This window comes from Streptomyces turgidiscabies Car8 (genome assembly GCF_000331005.1).
Classification (GTDB): Bacteria; Actinomycetota; Actinomycetes; order Streptomycetales; family Streptomycetaceae; genus Streptomyces; species Streptomyces turgidiscabies.
Genome location: NZ_AEJB01000224.1, coordinates 1 through 17651, shown reverse-complemented (window position 1 = coordinate 17651; position 17651 = coordinate 1). Strand labels below are relative to the sequence as shown.

At 67.4% G+C, this 17651-nt stretch carries 17 protein-coding genes and 1 pseudogene; 12 read left to right on the top strand and 6 right to left on the bottom strand.

Annotated elements, in window-relative coordinates; genetic code table 11:
- Positions 1-89 precede the first annotated feature (89 nt).
- From STRTUCAR8_RS14955 to STRTUCAR8_RS14950, 3 genes are all read left to right on the top strand, one after another.
- Positions 90-962 (top strand): helix-turn-helix domain-containing protein, encoded by an 873-nt coding sequence (locus STRTUCAR8_RS14955; RefSeq protein ID WP_044472234.1) that lies wholly within the window; start codon positions 90-92, stop codon positions 960-962.
- Between the two features lie 12 nt (positions 963-974).
- Positions 975-1175, top strand: coding sequence for a DUF397 domain-containing protein (locus STRTUCAR8_RS49700; protein ID WP_006376600.1), 201 nt, complete (start codon positions 975-977; stop codon positions 1173-1175).
- A gap of 313 nt (positions 1176-1488) precedes the next feature.
- Positions 1489-2001, top strand: a complete 513-nt coding sequence (locus STRTUCAR8_RS14950) for a hypothetical protein (RefSeq protein WP_006376617.1) — start codon at positions 1489-1491, stop codon at positions 1999-2001.
- Positions 2002-2261: 260 nt separating this feature from the next.
- On the opposite strand, the gene STRTUCAR8_RS14945 is transcribed toward STRTUCAR8_RS14950, so the two are convergent.
- Entirely contained in the window at positions 2262-2936 is a 675-nt protein-coding gene (locus STRTUCAR8_RS14945) for a hypothetical protein (protein ID WP_006376618.1), read from the bottom strand.
- Between the two features lie 531 nt (positions 2937-3467).
- Positions 3468-3626, bottom strand: a complete 159-nt coding sequence (locus STRTUCAR8_RS52510; protein ID WP_158697400.1) for a hypothetical protein — start codon at positions 3624-3626, stop codon at positions 3468-3470.
- A gap of 177 nt (positions 3627-3803) precedes the next feature.
- Here STRTUCAR8_RS52510 and STRTUCAR8_RS51695 point away from each other — a divergent pair.
- The 6 genes and pseudogenes from STRTUCAR8_RS51695 to STRTUCAR8_RS14920 all read left to right on the top strand — a co-directional run.
- Positions 3804-3946 (top strand): annotated as a pseudogene (locus STRTUCAR8_RS51695) (thiamine pyrophosphate-dependent enzyme); the annotation flags it as partial.
- A gap of 206 nt (positions 3947-4152) precedes the next feature.
- Positions 4153-4779 carry a hypothetical protein gene (locus tag STRTUCAR8_RS14940; protein WP_234372593.1) on the top strand — a complete coding sequence of 209 codons (627 nt, stop codon included), beginning with the start codon at positions 4153-4155 and terminating at the stop codon, positions 4777-4779.
- A 53-nt stretch (positions 4780-4832) separates the two neighbouring features.
- On the top strand, positions 4833-5120 hold the full coding sequence (locus tag STRTUCAR8_RS14935; protein WP_006375510.1) for a transposase: 288 nt from the start codon (positions 4833-4835) through the stop codon (positions 5118-5120).
- A 2-nt stretch (positions 5121-5122) separates the two neighbouring features.
- Positions 5123-6028, top strand: coding sequence for an IS3 family transposase (locus STRTUCAR8_RS14930; RefSeq protein ID WP_006376601.1), 906 nt, complete (start codon positions 5123-5125; stop codon positions 6026-6028).
- 122 nt (positions 6029-6150) lie between these two features.
- Positions 6151-7446: a GNAT family N-acetyltransferase gene (locus STRTUCAR8_RS14925; RefSeq protein WP_044472239.1), complete on the top strand. Its 1296-nt coding sequence runs from the start codon at positions 6151-6153 to the stop codon at positions 7444-7446.
- Positions 7447-7995: 549 nt separating this feature from the next.
- Positions 7996-8640 carry a hypothetical protein gene (locus STRTUCAR8_RS14920; protein ID WP_006376594.1) on the top strand — a complete coding sequence of 215 codons (645 nt, stop codon included), beginning with the start codon at positions 7996-7998 and terminating at the stop codon, positions 8638-8640.
- Between the two features lie 471 nt (positions 8641-9111).
- Here the strand turns inward: STRTUCAR8_RS14920 and STRTUCAR8_RS14915 are convergent, their stop codons facing one another.
- Entirely contained in the window at positions 9112-9843 is a 732-nt protein-coding gene (locus STRTUCAR8_RS14915) for a DUF7873 family protein (RefSeq protein WP_006376607.1), read from the bottom strand.
- Positions 9844-9947: 104 nt separating this feature from the next.
- On the bottom strand, positions 9948-10832 hold the full coding sequence (locus STRTUCAR8_RS14910) for a LysR family transcriptional regulator (protein ID WP_006376606.1): 885 nt from the start codon (positions 10830-10832) through the stop codon (positions 9948-9950).
- A 144-nt stretch (positions 10833-10976) separates the two neighbouring features.
- Here STRTUCAR8_RS14910 and STRTUCAR8_RS14905 point away from each other — a divergent pair, with 144 nt between their 5' ends.
- A complete protein-coding gene (locus tag STRTUCAR8_RS14905) occupies positions 10977-12119 on the top strand; it encodes a M20 family metallopeptidase (protein WP_044472238.1) in 1143 nt (380 codons plus the stop codon).
- A gap of 86 nt (positions 12120-12205) precedes the next feature.
- Positions 12206-12940 (top strand): DUF6585 family protein, encoded by a 735-nt coding sequence (locus STRTUCAR8_RS14900; protein ID WP_006376625.1) that lies wholly within the window; start codon positions 12206-12208, stop codon positions 12938-12940.
- A gap of 78 nt (positions 12941-13018) precedes the next feature.
- Here the strand turns inward: STRTUCAR8_RS14900 and STRTUCAR8_RS14895 are convergent, their stop codons facing one another.
- Both STRTUCAR8_RS14895 and STRTUCAR8_RS14890 read right to left on the bottom strand, forming a co-directional pair.
- Positions 13019-13828: an endonuclease I family protein gene (locus STRTUCAR8_RS14895; protein WP_006376605.1), complete on the bottom strand. Its 810-nt coding sequence runs from the start codon at positions 13826-13828 to the stop codon at positions 13019-13021.
- 236 nt (positions 13829-14064) lie between these two features.
- Positions 14065-16308: an ArnT family glycosyltransferase gene (locus tag STRTUCAR8_RS14890; RefSeq protein ID WP_006376613.1), complete on the bottom strand. Its 2244-nt coding sequence runs from the start codon at positions 16306-16308 to the stop codon at positions 14065-14067.
- A gap of 307 nt (positions 16309-16615) precedes the next feature.
- On the opposite strand from STRTUCAR8_RS14890, the gene STRTUCAR8_RS14885 reads away from it, so the two are divergent.
- Positions 16616-17476, top strand: coding sequence for a serine hydrolase (locus STRTUCAR8_RS14885; protein WP_006376615.1), 861 nt, complete (start codon positions 16616-16618; stop codon positions 17474-17476).
- Positions 17477-17651 lie beyond the last annotated feature (175 nt).

Sequence of the window (17651 nt, the reverse complement as noted above, 5' to 3'; positions counted from 1 at the left end):
AGTGCAAGTGAAACACTCAGGGTTCAGTGCACCGTGTGTCATGACTGGCTACTGTGGGTGCCTCACAGCTCGCGACCAAGGGGTCAGGAATGGCGGTTGAACAGCATCCGACGGTGCGGCGCCGTGTGTTGGGTGCAAACCTGCGGCGGCTGCGGGAAAAGCAAGGGTTGCTGCTCGAAGATGCTGCGGAACATTTGAGCTGTCACGCCGCGAAGGTCAGCCGGATCGAGTCGGGGCGCAGCGGCATCCGGCAACTCGACTTGAGAGTGCTCCTCGATCTCTATGGGATCGGTGACCCCGCTGAACGCGAGGGATGGCTCTCGTTGGCGAGGGAGGCGCGTCGGCAGCGGTGGTGGCGGGCGTTGGAGGATCAACTTCCGCGTGATTTCCTGGACTTGATCGGTCTTGAGGAGGACGTCTCCCGGTGTCGTGGATTTCAGCCCAGCATCGTCCCCGGCCTGTTCCAGACCGAGGCGTATGCGATCTCAGTCATTCGGGGAGGACTGGCCGGCCCGCTGACCGATGGACAGAAGGCCAAGGTCAAGATTCGGCTTGAGCGGCAGAAGGCGTTGACCCGTCAGGACCCGGGTCCTCTGGACGTGTGGATGGTCCTGGGGGAGGCAGCGCTGCGGCAGTGCATCGGCGGCGTTGACGTGCTGCGCGATCAACTGCTGCACCTGGCCGAGTTGGCACAGCTTCCGAACGTAACTGTGCAGGTACTACCCTTCGAAGCAGGAGCCTGTAAGGGCGGGATGCTTCCCTTCTTGCTCTACAGCTTTCCGGCTCCAGCGGAGTTGGAAGTGGTTCTCCTGGAGAACTTCACGAGTCACGCGTACCTGGAATCGGCCGAGGACACGACGCACTACAACAGTGTCTTCGACCATGTCCGGGCCACAGCGTTGAGTCCGTTGGAGTCAGAGTCGGCCATCATGCGGGCGGCTAGGGGGTTGGTCCGCGTCTAAGGAAGAGAGCAGATGCCGTCGTCGCTTGCATCCGAGTGGTTCAAGAGCAGCTACAGCCAGCAGAACGGCGAATGCGTGGAAGCACGTCGCAGTGCGACTGGTATCGACATCCGTGACTCGAAGAATATGTCTGGTTGTGTCGTCACTGTCGGGGCTGCGGCCTGGCCGACGTTCCTCGCCGGGGTGGAGCGGGTCGCGCACAGGGGTTCGTAGCCCTGACGAGATGACCCGGGGGAGGTGAACAGTCGGTCGCCGAAGCCGACGGCACCCCGCATTCCGCGGCGCCGTTCTTCCGTACCGATCTGGTTCGTTGCTCTACAGCACTGCTCCGAAGAACTCCCTCGCCGATCTCCGGCCGAGGGGCCTCAAGCACTCACCAAGATTGGTGCGACCCGGCGGTCACCATCCTGTGATGGAGCGCTGATCAGGTGCAGGCCATAGAATGACCCCCCCCTTCTGGACGCTTTGCGCACGTAGCTCTGAACGGCACTACGGTCACTCCACGCGAAATCCCCTGGGGGTCGAGATGGCCAACCCGTACGCCACCCCTGTCCCGCCGACGCCTCGCCCACCCGACGCCCGTCCGCTCCACAAGCGCGTGCTCGTGTGGATCGGCGGCACGACCCTGTTGATCGCGGGCACGCTCATCGGCTCAATCGGGGACGGCGGGCAGCCGCCTGTCGAGGCCAAGGTCAAACCGGCGACGACCATCACCGCGACCGTCACGGCCACAACTGCGGCTGAGCCCGGCCCGACTGTCACAGAGACCGTCACCGAGTCCGTCAAAGCCGAGGCGAAGCCCGGCCCCACGGTCACAGTCACCAAGACCGCCACCGCCAAGGCTGCTGACAGTGACAGGGGGAGTAGCAGCGGCCAGGACAGCACCGGTACATGCTCAATCGTCTCCAACGCAGGAAACTGCTACTCGGCGGGACAGTTCTGCCGGAACAGCGACCACGGCGCCATCACTACCACTGCGGGAGGCGCGAAGATCAAGTGCACGAACAGCTCGAACGCATGGCGCTGGGCCTACATCTGACGAGCCAAGTCCGTCACGCGCGTCAGACTGTGTTCTCGGCATGCTGCTGTGCGCCGCGCTCGCGACCCGGCATCACCAACACGCTTTCCGACTGTGATGCTGGAGCGTTGGGCATGGTTCGGGGACGTTCACCTTGGTCCATGGCCGGCCGCCGGTGTCCGAACGGCTCCGGGACTCGCGTGAACGGCCGTGGACGCGGCCGAATCAGACGGAAAATGAGACGGGCGCAAGTCGTCGCAGATGGCCGTACTGTCGCTGGGTTACTTCCGTCCGGGTGTCCATTTCATGCCGAGTCGATAGGCTCGCGAGATCACGTCCTGGATGGCAGGCCCGTCCTGCGGAGTAAACCACTTCACCTCGCGTCCTACGACGAGATCCCCTTTGTGGCGCTTGATCAAGGCGATCGCGCACGCGTGGCCATGTGGCGGGCACTCGTCGAGGCGCACCTCAAAGCGGTCGCCGCGATCAGATGTCAGGGTCACTACGGCGTCGAGCCCGCGGAAGTCCCCGGAGCCGCCGTAGATGTAGACAAAGAGCAGGAGCTTTGAGAACTCAGCTTGGTGGTCGAGATTGATCGCAAGGTTCTCGCCTGCGGCTCGGGCGCCGGTCCGATCGTCCGCGTCCAATGCGACGTAGGGGAAACGATCCAATGCGCCGAATGCGTTGCCGAGAGCCTGCACCACGGTCTTGCTGCCATCGCTGCATCTGATCATGCAGCCGAGATCGAGATCCACGTCCTTGGCTGCGCTCGCCCGCAAGGAAGCGCGCATCCTTCGGAACCAGCCACCGCCTACCTCCTGGGCTTCCCGCTCTGCCGCCGCCCGGGGTGAGGTCCAGTTCAGGTTTACCCGGATCAGCCCCGAAGTCACACCATGCTTGTCCAGCGAGACCGTAGGCGAGGTCTTGGTCAGGACCACTGCTCCGAGCTGGGTCATGTTGGCAGTTCCTTCGCGGAGTAGCAGTTTCAGGGGCGCGGCTCGACAACTCGGACATCGTGTGACAGCCGGAAGTGACATCTCATAGCGGCTGAAGCTGCCGAGCTGAAGGTTTGCATATCTGTGACCAACTTGTCGCCACTGCGCGGCATGCAGCCAGCAGCGGGGACCCAGGCGGTACGCGTGTGTCGCACATGGATGCCGTCCCGACATGGATGGCGAGCGCCTCGCGCCCTCAACCTGGGAAGCTGAGCCATTTTGGAGACAGTTAGGGCGCTGAGCTGGGAAAACGGTTGGCTCGCTTTCTCCGGGACTCCCCGCTCTTTCTGGTGCGCTTGTGGTGCACGGCGTTGTCAGCGGCTGCCCGTAGGCTGCGGAGCATTGGGTCGGTCTGCTGTCTCGGCAAGGAGAGCGCGCGACCAAGGGGGGTGGCTCAGAAGAGGTCCCCGAGCCGCGTTGGTCCGGGAGTTCGTGAAGCTTCGACACCACCCCCCTCCCAAAACTGCCCAGAGGTCCTGGACCGCGCTCGGATCATTTCTTACGGTGCTTGCTCGCACGCTTCTTCGGCTCGGACTGGCCGCGCTTCGTCCAGTCCACCGGGTGGAGGTAGCAACGCGCCGTGTCCTTCTGTGTCTTGTCTGACAACGACCGCCAGCCGCCGTCGGCCACCCGCACTCTTCCTGCTTCCACTCACCCACGGTCTGTCCCCCTCCCGTCGGTTCGCACGTTCGGGGGGCGTTCACCTGCCTTCATCGACAGTTGACGCGTGGACGGGAAGCAAGCCGCGGTCCTGCCTGAACCACCGTGAACGTAGCTGGTCGAGACGGAACGCGCATGTCGCGCATGTCGCGCAGATTGGTCGATTCCGTCACTTGGCTGAGCGTGGACAACGGCGGCTGCGGCAATTCCTGCGCGAGTACATGACCGACGCGTACGGGGAGCCGACAGGCACGGACCTCGCCCGCCCGGACTTCGTGTCGCTGGCGGAATCGTTCCGGGTACGGGCTGTCGTCGGGGTTGGTGCAGCGGCGTGGGTCCTGTTTGTTGGCGGGGTGGATTCCGGGTTCGTACCGCTGAGTAGCTGACAGGTGCGGTGTGTGGCTCGTGCTGGGGTGAACTCGACGGCGCGCAGGTCGAGTTCAACCGTTGCTCCGAGGAGATTCCGCCTTCCCCCTACACCTTCAGATGAGCCTGCCAGGTCGTTAGCGTGTGGGTCGTGGCGGAGTATTCGTATGACGCGGCTGACATCGAGGTGCTGGAGTTCGATGTTGCCGTGCGTAAGAGGCCGGGCATGTACTTCGGGGTGGGGCTCGGGAATCCGAAGCTGCCGGCCAAGGTGCTTTGCGCGGTGGCGCGGCACGCGCTCCATCCAGCGGCGAGCGTCGCCAAGGACCACACGTTGCGTTGTCTCATCGAGATCACCAGCGACAGCAGCTTCACGGTGTCCATGGATCAGCCACACGCGTGGGGAGTCTCCGGTGTTCCCGCCTCGGGTTACTTCGACTCGCTCCTGGGACCTGAGTGGTGGCAGTTGGCGGCTGCTGCCGTACTTTGCCGTCGGGTGACTGTCGAGATGTGGTGCGCGGGGCGCGGGTGGTGCCAGGATCTCGGCGGTATCCGGCCCCTTGCGGTACCTCAAGAGTTTCGTCCGCCGGAAGGCAGCGGCACGCGGGTGAGCTATACCTTCGACCCGGCATACGTCGGGCCGCACTTCGTGCTCCCCACGGATCTTGAGGATCTCGACCTGCATGGCCCCAACTGCCCGGAGCCGCCCGGGCCGGGTCACGTTCTCATCAGGGATGTCCGCCGAGGGCAGACAGGGCAGGGGATGTTGCACCGCTGACTGTCCCTCCCCTCGTAGCGTGAAGACCCTGACTGCAGGGGAAGTTGGGAGTCATGGCGGAGAAGCGACGGAAGTTCGATCCGGAGTTCCGTGAGGGGGCCGTACGGATCGTCACGGAGACCGGCAAAACGATCGCGGAGGTCGCCGAGGATCTGGGGATCAACGAGGCCACCCTGGCGAGCTGGGTCTCCCGCGCCCGTCGGGCAGGGACCGTACCGGCTGGCGGGAGCGACGAGTTGGAGCGGTTGCGACGGGAGAATGCCCAGCTCAGGCGGGACAACAAGGAGCTGGGCATGGAGCGTGATGTCCTCAAACGCTGCATGGTCCTGTGGGTGAAGTAGCCGTGGCGGACCCGGCGTCCGTCGTCGGGGTGATCAGCGACTTCAGGACCGAGCACGGCATTTCGCACCGCGTCTCCTGCCGCGCCCTGGGCGTGAGCGAGTCGGGGTTCTACAAGCACCGCATCCGCCGACCTACCCGGCGTGAGCTGCGCAGACAGCACCTGATCGAAGCGGTGGAGGAGGAGTTCGACACTTCCGGCGGCACCTACGGCTCGCCGAAGATCTGGATCAGGCTGGTGAGGCAGGGCTGGCGGGTCTCGGTGAACACCATCGCGAAGATCATGGCCGAGCTCGGCCTGGTCGCACGGAAGGTGTGCAGACGGCGGGGGCTGACCCGGCCGGGCAAGCGGCCGGCCGCCCCGGACTTCGTACGGCGGGACTTCACCGCCGAGGCACCCGACCTGGTCTGGTGCGGGGACATGACGGAGATCGGGACCGGCGAGGGCAAGCTCTACCTGGCCACGGTCATCGACCTGTTCTCCCGCCGCCTGCTCGGGTATGCGATGGGTGCCCGTCACGATGCCGAACTGGTGGTGGCCGCCCTGCACATGGCCGTGGCGACCCGCGGCGGGGACGTGCGCGGCGTCATTTTCCACACGGACCGCGGCAGCGAGTACGGCTCTCGGAGGTTCCGCCGAGCCTGCCGCCGGCTGGGCGTCTTCCAGTCCATGGGCCGGGTCGGCTCGTGCTTCGACAACGCCGTCAGCGAGGCATTCAACAGCGTGCTGAAGGTCGAGTACGTCCACCGACACACCTTCGCCACACGCACCGAGGCCCGGATCCGGATCGCGACCTGGATCACCGACTTCTACAACAGCCGTCGGCTACACAGCGTGTGTGGCTTCGAGAGCCCGATCGACTACGAACATAGCTATCAGGCCAGCCTCACCGAGGAACTGGCTGCATAGGAAGGTCTCCACAAATCGAGGGGATTGACAGACTGCTCCTCCATGCCCGCTGATGAGTTCCCGTTCCTCGTGGGCCGATATTCGCTTGCCGGTCGGGGAGGCCGGCGGATGCAATGTCCGGCATGGTGACCCAGGTTCGTGCACCGCGACCGGACGAGATGACTGCGTACTACCGGGCATTGCCGTTCGCGAACGGGCTGCCGCACTGGGAGCCGGCGGATGCCGCGTGGCACGGGGGTGCCGAGCCGTGGCCGCCGCCGCGCACCCCCGCGACCGCGGAGCAGCTCGATCGGTGGGCGGAGGCTGACGTCAAGGACGAGTCTTTTCACCCCATCGCGACGTTCGTCGACGGCACGTGCGTCGGCGCATCGGCCACCATCTCGTTCGGGGTGACGGTCCCCGGCGGCGGCACGGTCAGGATGGCCGGCGTCACTGCCACCGGGGTGATCGCGACCCACCGCCGACGCGGATACCTGCGGCAGATGATGCAGGCCATGTTCGAATCAGCCTTGGCCCGGGGCGAGCCGTTGGCGATGCTCAGCGCGAGTGAAGGCAGCATCTACGGGCGGTACGGGTTCTCACCGGCGACCTATCGCGTCCGGTGGGAGCTGGCTCGTCACGAAGCCGCCCTTCTTCCGGCGGAGACGGATCCCGGGTCGCTGGAGCTGGTCGGGGCCGCGCAGGCGAAGCAGGCCTGGCCTGTAGTGCACGCGGCCGTGCGTGCGTCCCGCGTCGGTGAGCTCACCGCCCTCCCCGGGCGTTGGGACGGGCTTTCCGACGACGCGGTCGGCACCAACGGACCGTTGCGGTATCTCGTCCACCGTGACCAGCGCGGCGCTGTGGACGGCGTCGCCAACTTCCGACTGCCCTGGTCCTCGACAGCGGGCCACGCGGGAACCCTTGTCGTGGAGGCCCTTGAGGCGGCCGATCCTGTTGCCTACCGCGCCTTGTGGGGTCTGCTGATCGACTTCGACCTCACCAAGACCATCGTGGCGCCCGGCCGTCCGCGCGACGAACCCCTGCGGTGGATGCTCACGAACCCACGGGCGATGCGCGTGACCCGCCAGTCGGACAACCTGTGGGCACGCCTGCTCGACGTCCCTCGCGCCCTGACGCAACGCTCGTACGAGACCGCCGGCGAGCTGCGGTTCACCGTCGACGGCGACCGGATGTGCCCGGCGAACAACCGGACATGGTGCCTACGGGCGGACGGCGACTCAGCGACATGTGTTCCGACCGAGCAGCCGCCAGACCTGACCATCACGGTCCCGGCGCTCAGTTCGCTCTACTTCGGCGGCATGTCGGCACACGACCTGGCGTACGCCGGCCGCATCACCCCGCACGCCGACGGTGCGATCGGGCGGCTGGCCCGGATGTTCCGGAGCGATCCCGAACCGCACAACTCCTTCGGCTTCTGACAAGCGGGACGGGAGTGGGCGAGCCCGTCGGCTCGAGCGCGTGCAGCCCATGGGGGAGTAACACCCGCTCCTTTGAAGGGAGTTGGACTCGATCGCGGTCAACTGGGCGATGGGGTGGCCGGGTTGGATCGTCAAGATCAATGCAAGCCCTTTCCCCTGCCCGTTCGGGGCGGTCGATGGACTGTGCCGGATGAATATGGCTCCGGTGGGCGGAAGTTGACTGTGCATCACCCGTGCATCACCTGTGGGTCCTGAGCTGCCCATACGTCGAGCGATGGTCGTACCGGGCGACCGGTTTGGCCCGTTCGATGCTCACGCTCCGCAGGTTGGCCCATTACTGACAGTGTGGCCTTGGCCTCGGGTCGCTCATACTGAGTCCGCGCAGCAACAGGGGGCTCTTGCCGCGTGCTGGACCGCGATGCCACGCAACGCAACGCGGGAAACGCGGCGCCACTGACCAGGCGCCGCCGAGGTTCACGCGGTCATCGCGTTCACTCACGCCACTTCGTGGCCGACGTGTGCCCACGATGCCCTGGGAGGGGAAACAGTATGAGGAATTCACGCCTGAGAGCGCTCTCCGGTGTCCTTGCCGCCGGCGCGCTCATCGCCGGTCTGGCCGGTTCGACGGCGCAGGCAGCGGAGAGCACCGCGGCCGCTGTCCCGGCGGAGATCGGTATCCGGTTCAACCCGGACGGCGATGCCGGGCAGTGCGGCGGGCTGGCGGGGCAGCAGTGGGGCCGCGATCCTGACTTCACCAAGGCGATCCGGTTCGACACCGACAACCGCTCGGGCGGCTGTCAGTTGGCCTTCGGCATCTTCGACCCGGACAACACGCTCTCGGGCGTGTCCGTCGCCTACAGCTTCCAGGCCAGTGCCGGTGGCGACGCGGGACAGTGCGGAAACCCGGGCACGTATCAGATGCCGATCCAGCGGTTCAGGACCTTCGGGCCCCAGGTCCGGGTCGACACCGACGGCAGGCCGGGCTTCTGCAACCTCACCTTCAGCGTCTCGGGTCGCTCCGACGTCATCCTTGAGGTGAGGTACTTCGCGGACGGCGACGGCAGCCAGTGCGTGAACTCCCTGCCCTCGGACCAGAATCACACGGCGTTCAAGGGCAGCCCGGTGACCATCGGCATCGACACGGACGGGCGCTCCGGCGGCTGCCAGATGCAACTGCGGCTGCAGAAGGTCTAGCAGGCCAGCAGGTCTGACAGTCAGGTCCCGCCTACGCGTCCTGGGTCGACCCCGTTGAGGCCCACTTCGGACCACAACGTGACGGAGCCCGGGAGCATGTCCAGCTCCCGGGCTCCAGCTTGCCACCCATTTGCGCACACCGACGGCGTTTAAGAGCCGCGGGTCATATTGAGATCGACGTGTTCTGCCTTTGAACTACAGCGCCACGAGAGAGGCGCCGAGGGGACTTGAACCCCCATCCGTCGATGTTCGCCCACGCTCGGTCGATCCGGTGTTCGGCGGCGAATACTGAGACTGGAGCGAGAATCTGAGTTTCATGGGGCCGCCTCTGCCAGGCTTGGGCCACCCCCGCACGTGGTGCGGGGAGAGGGATTCGAACCCCCAACTGACACCCCTTGATCAGCTTCAACATCAGTTTCAGCTTGCGCTCATCGCGCACCCTCCGCTCGCGACGGAGGGCGTATGTGGGGGCTACCGGAAGAGGTAGCCGAATACCGCGTCGCCGACCCGCTGGTCGGTGACCTCGGTGTTGTTCGCCTCCTCGCGGGCGAACTTGACGGACTGCTGGAGCTTCTCGACGCGGTCGAGAAGCTCGTTGACCCGCCGGGCGGGCAGCGCGCCGGAGAACTTCACCGTGGTCCAGTAACCGACCGGGACGTCCTCGTAGTACACCTCGACCTGCGCCGGGTGCTTCTCCGTGGCCTCGGCCTTCACGTGGTTGCGCGGAACCTTCTTCGTGCGGATGGTCCGCACCGGGTCCGTCTTCCACGAGTCAGTCGAGGGGTCCAGGTTCCACGACTCGGAAGCGTCGAGCACCGGCAGCTTGCGCACGAAGGTGTGCAGGTCGGTGAGTTGCTTCTCCAGGAACAGCAGGTACGGGACGGGCACCTGGGGCAACAGCACTGTACCGTCGACCACCACGTCCGCGACCGCGGACCGGTTCGCCCAGTCCTTCGTCGCGGTCACGTCGAAGAGCCGCGTCAGCGTCCCGGCGGTCGCCCGCAGAGCGTCCTCGGCCTTGATCTGCACTCGCGTGGACTCGGGCGGCAGTTGCTCGCCCTCCTCGTCCTTGGGCTGGTAGGTCCGGGAGATGCCGGCCAGCAGGGCGGGCTTCTGCACGTCCTGGTGGGCCTGGGTGAGCTCCTGGAGAGCCTTGGACTTGACGCCCTTTTCGACTGCGATGATCTGATTCAGCTTCGGCACACGGCGAACCTAACAACTCCGCGGCGCACGCACATCCGATTAAACGCCTGCCCGTCCCTTCCGGCCGAGAGGGTCGCCCTGTCGTTCCTGCCCTGGGAGACGGTTCAGGCCGTGGCGCCCCGCAGCAACTCCCCGAGTTTCAGGGCCGCCGGCAGCGGTGTGGCAGGCAACGCCATGTGCACCGTGCGGCGCAGCGCCGGGTCGGCGACGCGGCACAGGGCGAGTTCGGCCGGGAGCGCCCAGATGGCCAGTGACGGGACGAGGGCAACTCCCAGGCCTGCGGCGACGTAGCCGAACTTGCCTGTCCACTCCGCGATCCTGATGATTTTGCGTGGGCTGAAGCCGGCCCGGGCGCAGGCGTCGGCGAGCATGGTGGGGCGGTCGCCGTACGTGTCCTGGAGCCAGGCCTCGTCGCGCAGGTCGCGCAGGTCGATCGACTCCGCTGCTGCCAGCGGGTGTTCGCGGTGCAGGGCGACGAGCAGTTCGTCCTCCCGTAGTGCGGCTGTGGTGATGCCGTCGGCCGTGGGGAGGCCGGAGGGGTAGTCGCTGACCACGGCCAGGTCGAGTGAGCCCTGCGCGAGCTGCTCCATCAGCGCGGCGCTCCGGCCTTCGACCGCGACGATCTCGACGTCCGGCCTCGCCCGCCTGAACTCCCGCAGGGCTGCCGGAACCAGCGAGATGTTGGCCGTCGCGAAGGCGCCCACGCGGAGCATCCCGCCGTGGCCCGCGTGGATCACGGTCAGCTCCTGCTCCGCCCGCGACAGACGTTCCAGTACGTCCACGGCGTGCCGGTGCAGCGCGCGGCCGGCGGGGTTCAGGCGTACGCCCCGGGGGAGCCGTTCGAAGAGGGGGCCGCCTGCCTGTTGTTCGAGGGTGGCGATCCGCCGGGACACCGCGGACTGCGTGTAGTTGAGCCGGACCGCGGCGCCGGTGAACGACCCGGTGTCGGCGACGGTCACCAGCAGACGTAGCGCGTCGGTCTCGAACACGTTCCCTTCCCCTCCTCGTACACATTCCTTGGGTGCATGGCTTCCATGCAATCTAGTCGCTGGTGGAATGTCATGCCCCCTCATAACGTCTCATCACGTCGCCGATTCGCCATCCGAGGGGGAAGTGTGATCGCTCTGTCCGCGATGCTTGCCGATCTTGAGGAACTCGTGCTCTGCGAGTCCTTCTCCGCCGACCACGCCGCCGTGGCCCGGAGTGCCGAGGTGGTCGGGGCGCTCGGCGCGAGGCTGCTGGGTGTGGTGCCGGAGACGATCGTGGTCGGCGGGGTGACCCATCTGCGGTGGAACTTCGGTACCCCGCGTGTGCTGCTGGTGGGGCATCACGACACGGTGTGGCCCGGGGGTTCGCTGGAAAGCCATCCCTGGTCGGTGGCCGACGGGATCGCCCGGGGGCCGGGGGTCCTGGACATGAAGGCGGGGCTGGTGCAGATGTTCCACGCGCTGGCCTCCCTGCCGTCGCCGGAGGGTGTATGCGTGCTGGTCACCGGGGACGAGGAGGTCGGCTCCCCGACCTCTCGGGAGTTGATCGAGGAGTCCGCGCGGGGTCTCGCCGCGGCCTTTGTGCTGGAGGCGTCCGCAGACGGGACGGGCGCGCTCAAGACCGCCCGCAAGGGCACCTCCCGCTACGAGGTCGTCGTGCACGGCAAGGCCGCCCATGCCGGGCTGGAACCGCACCGGGGCGTCAACGCGGCGGTCGAGGCCGCTCACCAGGTACTGGCCATCGCCGGACTCGGTGCGTCGTCGGCCGGTGACACCGGCAGCCCTGGTGTCACCGGCAACCCCGTTGATTCCAGCGGGACTTCGCCCGCCCTCGGGGGCCTCACCATCACGCCCACCCTGATGTCGGCCGGCAGCACGCTCAACACCGTGCCCGCGCAGGCGAGGATCTCGGTGGACGTACGTGCGCCGACCGTGGCGGCGCAGGATCGCACGGACGAACTCATGCGGGGGCTCACCGCCCGGACACCCGGCGCCCGGCTGACCGTGCTGGGCGGCAGGCAACGGCCGCCCATGGAACCCGGTTCCTCCGCCGGACTGTTCGCCCTGGCCTCCCGTATCGCGTCGGAGCTGGGCCAGGAACCGCTGCGCGGGGTCGCCGTCGGCGGTGCCTCGGACGGCAACTACACGGCGGCCGTCGGCTGCCCGACGCTGGACGGTATCGGCGGCGTCGGCAGCGGCGCCCACGCGGACACCGAGCATGTGCGCATCGCGGCGATGGTCCCCCGTACACGACTGCTCGCCGAACTCATCGCCCGGACACGGGGGTAGCCCGATCGCCGGCACCTGCCCGCGCCGACGCCACCCGAAGCCATCCCGGAACCTACCCGCAGTACCCCTACGCGAAGCAGAGGCTCATGACCACACAGACGCTCCAGCCGCCCTCACCCGAGGTCGCGGCACTCGCCGCCCGTCACCAACTCGGCGCGCTTGAGGGCTCTTTCGCGCCCAAGCGGCTCGGCACACTGATGTTCCTCGTCTACCTCAACATGCTTTTCGTGGCTTCGGCGTTCTTCCTGGTTCCCGGGCTGGTGTGCTTCTGGTGGCTGCGCCGCTTCCCGAACTTCAGCCGGAAGCAGGCCTCCAAGCGTCTCCACCTGTTCGAGCACGGCATGATCGTGCAACCGCAGTTGGGGGACGGTATGACCGCCATCCGCTGGGATTCCGCGAAGCTGTACCAGGACATCACCCAACTGATCGTCAACGGCATCCCCACCCCCACCAAGTACGTCTACTCCATATCCGCCCCGAGCTTCGGCGGCACGGAGATCACGGAGTTCTACGAGAGACCCGAGACGTGGGGGCCGTTGCTGCAGGAAGCGATACTCCGGGCCCAGGGGCAGGCGGTCCTGGACTCGGTGCTTGAGGGCGGGACGGCCGACTTCGGTTCTTTCACGGTCTCGCGCACGGGCGTGGTCATCCGTGGGAAGAAACCTCTTCCGTGGTCCGAGGTCCATGGGATCCAGGTGAAGGGAGGCGCGGTCCACGTCATGAAGTACGGCACGTCCAGCCCCTGGTTCACCGTCCCGGCCGGCGGCGTCACGAATCTCCACCTCTTCCTGGCCATCGCCGAGAACCTCTACCGCGAATAGCCGGTACCGGCCGGTGACGCACTGAACGCCCCGTGGATCACGGGGCGTTCAGCATGAACTCGGAGTGAGAAGGAACTGCTACCAGATCGCCTCGACCCACTCGGGGTGGTCGATGAACGGGTTGCGGTTGTGCTGGTAGGTGTCGTAGATGACCTGGTTGCGCTTCTCCTCGAAGGCGCTGGGCGGGTCCGCCTCGCTCCAGGCCTTGAGTACGGAGAGCTTGCCCATGTAGGGGTTGGAGCCGTTGCCGACCTTCTCGTTGGGCTCCAGGTCGGCCCAACCGTCGTCGCCCTCGTAGCGCACGGCCATGTAGAGGATCATGCGGGCCACGTCGCCCCGGTCCGCGGCGCGCGGCGCGAAGGAGTCCGAGTCGACGGTGCTGCCGCCGCCGTTGGTGACGGCGCTGCCGCCGTTGTCGAAGTCCAGGTTGCCACGGATGCTGTTGACCTGGACATCCGCCGGACGCAGGTGGTGCAGGTCCGTGCCGGGGCCGGTCGCCTCGCCGAAGTCGCCGTGGGACTTGGCCCACACGTGCTCGCGGTTCCAGTCGCCGACGTCGCCGCCGTTGAGGGACTTGGCGCGTGAGACACCGCTGTACAGCAGGATCACGTTGTTGCTGTTGTTCGGGTCCTGGTCGGTGGCCATCAGCGCGTTCCAGACGGCGGAGTACGAGATCTTCGTCTGGCTGCTGATGATCGTGTGCAGCGAGGACTTGAGGCTCGTGCCGGTCTTGCCGATCGCGTTCTTGTAGTACGTGGAGTCGTACGCCGTCGTCGTCGCGCCCGCCGGGGTGGCGGTCATCGTGGGGATGGCGAGGGCGGCCAGGACGGTCGACGTGGCGAGTGCCACCGTCTTCCAGCGGAGGGTGCGTATCTGCGTCGCGGGCATCGGGGGTGTCCGTTCTACGCGTGTCGAATGGGGGAGACATCCGGGAGCGTGACATGGACATGCGTTTCAGGCAATGAACTGCGTGTGTCCGTTGGGTGACTTGAACCGGCAACTCGGGTGATTTCGCCGTGATTTGACGCGCGTAGAGCCCCCGTGGACACGGGAGTGGCCCCTTACCGGCGTCGCGGTAAGGGGCCACTCGGGGTTCAGCCGGGTTCGGTCTGTGTCGGTCGGGTTCAGCTCACGTCCGACGCGTCCAGCCGGTAGATCGACGACGTGGACGACGTGGACTGCGTGCTGCCGGCCCCCGTCGTAGCGCTGCCGCTGCTACTGCTGTACTCGCTCTCCTTGACCGCCGTACCGTTCTTCTGCACCCAGGCCGTGACCTCCGAGCTGAGGTCGGCGCCGCCCATGCCGCCTCCGCCGCCCATGCCGCCGCCGAGCTGGATGTAGTGCAACTCGCCCTTCTTCACCAGCTCCTTGAGCTTGGCCAGGGTCATCGCCTTGTCGGTGCCGGTCCAGCCCCACATGGAGATCACCGGCTCGCCGCTGCTCACGATCAGCTGCGCCGCACCCTGTGAATTGGACACCGCCAGCAGCCACTTGGCGCCGTCCTTGTGCTTCTTCAGGTACGTGATCAGCTGGCTGTCGGCGCCGCCACCCATGCCGCCGCCACCGCCCATACCCCCGCCGCCCGTGCCGCCGGGCTGCCCGCCCAGCTGCTGACCGCCGGCCTCGGCGTTCGTGCCGCCGGTGCCGCTCGGGGGCGTACCCGTGCCGCCGTCCGCCTGGCCGGTGCCGCCAGGTGCTCCGCTGGGCATACCGCCACTGGGCGGCGTACCCATCTGACCACCCTGCTGCTGACCGCCCTGTTGCCGGCCCGGGCCGCCGCTGCCGCCGGGGAAGCCGCCGCCCGCGCGACCGCCGCCGCCGGGGCCGCCCATTCCGCCGCCCGTCGAAGGGCCGGCCGTCGGGTTCGTGCCGCCCATGCCACCGCCCGTCGCGGAGGTCTCCGCCAGCGCGTACGCGGCCGGTCCCGCCATCGACGCGACGATCGCCGCCACCACCGAGGCGGCCAGCAACCGCATACGGCGCCCGGTGCGGAAGACCAGCAGACCGGTGATCGCCAGTGCCATGACCACGGCGATCGTCGGCCACAGCCACGCGTTCCAGTCGGACGTACGGCGCAGCAGCACGACCGACCAGACGCCGGTGACACCGAGGGCCAGCGGGAGCACCCACACCCACCGCTTGTCGGTGCGGAACGCGCGCAGCAGGAGCACTCCGCCGCCACCGCAGAGCGCCGCGACGCCGGGCGCGAGGGCGGTCGTGTAGTACGGGTGCATCGTGCCCTCGGCCATGGCGAAGGTGAGGTAGTGGAGCAGCGTCCAGCCGCCCCACATCAGCAGCGCGGCCCGGGTCGCGTCCGTACGCGGGGCTCGGCCGACCAGCACCAGGCCGCCGACCAGCGCGATGCTCGCGAAGGGGATGAGCCAGGAGATCTGGCCGCCGAGGATCTCGTTGAACATTCGGCCGATACCGGCGGTCCCGGAGAAGCCGCCGCCTCCGCCTCCGCCGCCCCCGCCGTTGCCCTCGCCGCCGAGGACACGGCCGAGGCCGTTGTAGCCCATGATCAGGTTCCAGGCGCTGCCGTCGGTCGAGCCGCCGATGTACGGGCGTTCGTCGGCCGGTACGAGGGACACGGCCGTCGCCCACCAGAAGCTGGAGACCGCGAGCGCGACGCCGGCGAGCAGCAGGTTCACGAGCCGCTTCACCAGGCCCAGGTCGGCCGCGTACAGGTAGACCGCGAAGACGGCGGGCAGGGCGATGTAGCCCTGGAGCATCTTCGTGTTGAACGCGAGCCCGAAGCACACCGCCGAGCCGAGCAGCGGCAGCAGCCTGCCGTCGCGGGTGGCGCGCAGGGCGAGAGCCGCGCCCGCCACCATCAGGCAGACCAGCAGCGTGTCGGGGTTGTTGTCGCGGTTGATGGCCACGGTGATCGGGGTGAGCGCCAGCACCAGCGCGGCCACGGTGGCCGCCGCGTGCCCGAACACCCGCTTCACGGAGGAGTGCAGGATCCAGATGGTGCCGAGCGCGGACGCGATGAGCGGCGCCATCATCTGCCAGGTGCCGTAGCCGAACACGCGGCAGGACAGGCCCATCACCATGAGGACGAAGGGCGGCTTGTCGACGGTGAGGAAGTTCCCCGCGTCGAGCGAGCCGAAGAACCACGCCTTCCAGCTCTGCGTGCCGCTCAGTACGGCCGCGCTGTAGAAGCTGTTGAGGCCGGAGGAGGAGAGGTTCCAGGAGTACAGGACCCCGGCCAGCAGCATGATCGCGAGCAGCGCGGGGAGCGACCAGCGCGGCGCCTTCTCGGGCGAGTCCGACGCGCTGGGGGCCGGTGGAGCCACGGGTGCCGCGGGATCGGCGGCGACGGGGGTCTCCGGGGCGTGGGGGTGTGGGTCGGTGGCAGAGGTCACCGTCGAATCGTCCGGACGCGGGGTGGGTGCGCGCTGTGGCGTGGCTGGGGGCCAGCTGTGAATCAGGGCAACAGCGCGTTACGCGCGGTGCGGGCTTTCCCCAGGAGAAGCCCCCAGGAGAAGCCCCCGAGTGCAGCCCCCAGCAGCCCCGAGCGAAGCCTCCCGGAGAAGTCCCCACGAAAAGTCCGCAAGAAAAGTCCGAAAAACAGTGCGACTTGACGTACAACCATTCGTATCCACGCGTGGTCAGAGAGAGACCAGCGTGCCGGGGGCGCGTTGACGCCGTTCACGGGGATGGGGAACCTCCATGACTCACCACATATCCAGATCCGCGCGCGCCCGCATACTTGGGGGCGCCGCCGTCTGCGCCGCCACCGTGCTGTCGCTCGTGGCCACCGCCACACCGGCCAACGCGGCTGCGGCGGCCGTCAGTTGTACGTCCGCCAAGCCCGCCCTCGCCACCAAGCTGAAGCGGGACATCACCACCGCGCTCTCCGGGCGCCGGGGTTCCATCAGCGTCGGCGTCTTCGACCGGTCCACCAAGACGACCTGTGTGTACCGGGCGCAGACGGCCTACGACTCCGCCAGCGTCGTCAAGGTGACCGTCCTGGCGACCCTGCTCTGGGACGCCCAGAAGACCAACCGTGCCCTGACGGCCACCGAGAAGAGTCTCGCCAAGGCCATGATCACCAAGTCGGACAACGCCTCGACCACGAAGCTGTGGAACCAGCTGGGCCTGACGAAGATCAGGAACTTCGTCGCGGCGGCCGGTATGACCCAGACCAGGCCCGGCACGAACGGCTACTGGGGTCTCACCCAGATCACCGCCCGTGACGAGCAGAAGCTCCTGGCGCTCACCACCATCACCAACACGGTACTGACCGACAACTCCCGTGCCTACATACAGCAGTTGATGGGTGCGGTCATCTCCTCCCAGCGCTGGGGCACCCCCAAGGGCGCGCCCGCGGGTGTCTCCGTGCACGTCAAGAACGGCTGGCTGGAACGCGCCACGAACGGCTGGCGGGTGCACAGCGTCGGCACGTTCAAGGGTGGCGGCCACGACTACATGATCACGGTGCTCAGCCAGGGCAACAGCACCTGGAACTACGGCATCGCGACCATCGAGGGCGTCGCCAAGGTCGTCCACCGGGATATCGCCGCGAGCTGATCTGCACCTCTACCGGATGGGCGTCGTGCTCGTCCCGGCTGCCGGGAGGGCAGTCGTCAGGCGCGCGAAGCGCGTCAAGCCCGCTACCGCGAGGTAAGCAGGAATCTCCTGGCTTCGACCGGGAGAGCACTTCAAGGTGACGGCCATGCGCCTGCGACTTCTGCGAACCCTGCTC

Coding starts and splice junctions, on each gene's coding strand:
- STRTUCAR8_RS14955 (WP_044472234.1), top strand. CDS start 90: ATGGCGGTTGAACAGCATCCGACGGTGCGGCGCCGTGTGTTGGGTGCA.
- STRTUCAR8_RS49700 (WP_006376600.1), top strand. CDS start 975: ATGCCGTCGTCGCTTGCATCCGAGTGGTTCAAGAGCAGCTACAGCCAG.
- STRTUCAR8_RS14950 (WP_006376617.1), top strand. CDS start 1,489: ATGGCCAACCCGTACGCCACCCCTGTCCCGCCGACGCCTCGCCCACCC.
- STRTUCAR8_RS14945 (WP_006376618.1), bottom strand. CDS start 2,936: ATGACCCAGCTCGGAGCAGTGGTCCTGACCAAGACCTCGCCTACGGTC.
- STRTUCAR8_RS14935 (WP_006375510.1), top strand. CDS start 4,833: ATGGCGGAGAAGCGACGGAAGTTCGATCCGGAGTTCCGTGAGGGGGCC.
- STRTUCAR8_RS14925 (WP_044472239.1), top strand. CDS start 6,151: ATGGTGACCCAGGTTCGTGCACCGCGACCGGACGAGATGACTGCGTAC.
- STRTUCAR8_RS14920 (WP_006376594.1), top strand. CDS start 7,996: ATGAGGAATTCACGCCTGAGAGCGCTCTCCGGTGTCCTTGCCGCCGGC.
- STRTUCAR8_RS14905 (WP_044472238.1), top strand. CDS start 10,977: ATGCTTGCCGATCTTGAGGAACTCGTGCTCTGCGAGTCCTTCTCCGCC.
- STRTUCAR8_RS14900 (WP_006376625.1), top strand. CDS start 12,206: ATGACCACACAGACGCTCCAGCCGCCCTCACCCGAGGTCGCGGCACTC.
- STRTUCAR8_RS14895 (WP_006376605.1), bottom strand. CDS start 13,828: ATGCCCGCGACGCAGATACGCACCCTCCGCTGGAAGACGGTGGCACTC.
- STRTUCAR8_RS14885 (WP_006376615.1), top strand. CDS start 16,616: ATGACTCACCACATATCCAGATCCGCGCGCGCCCGCATACTTGGGGGC.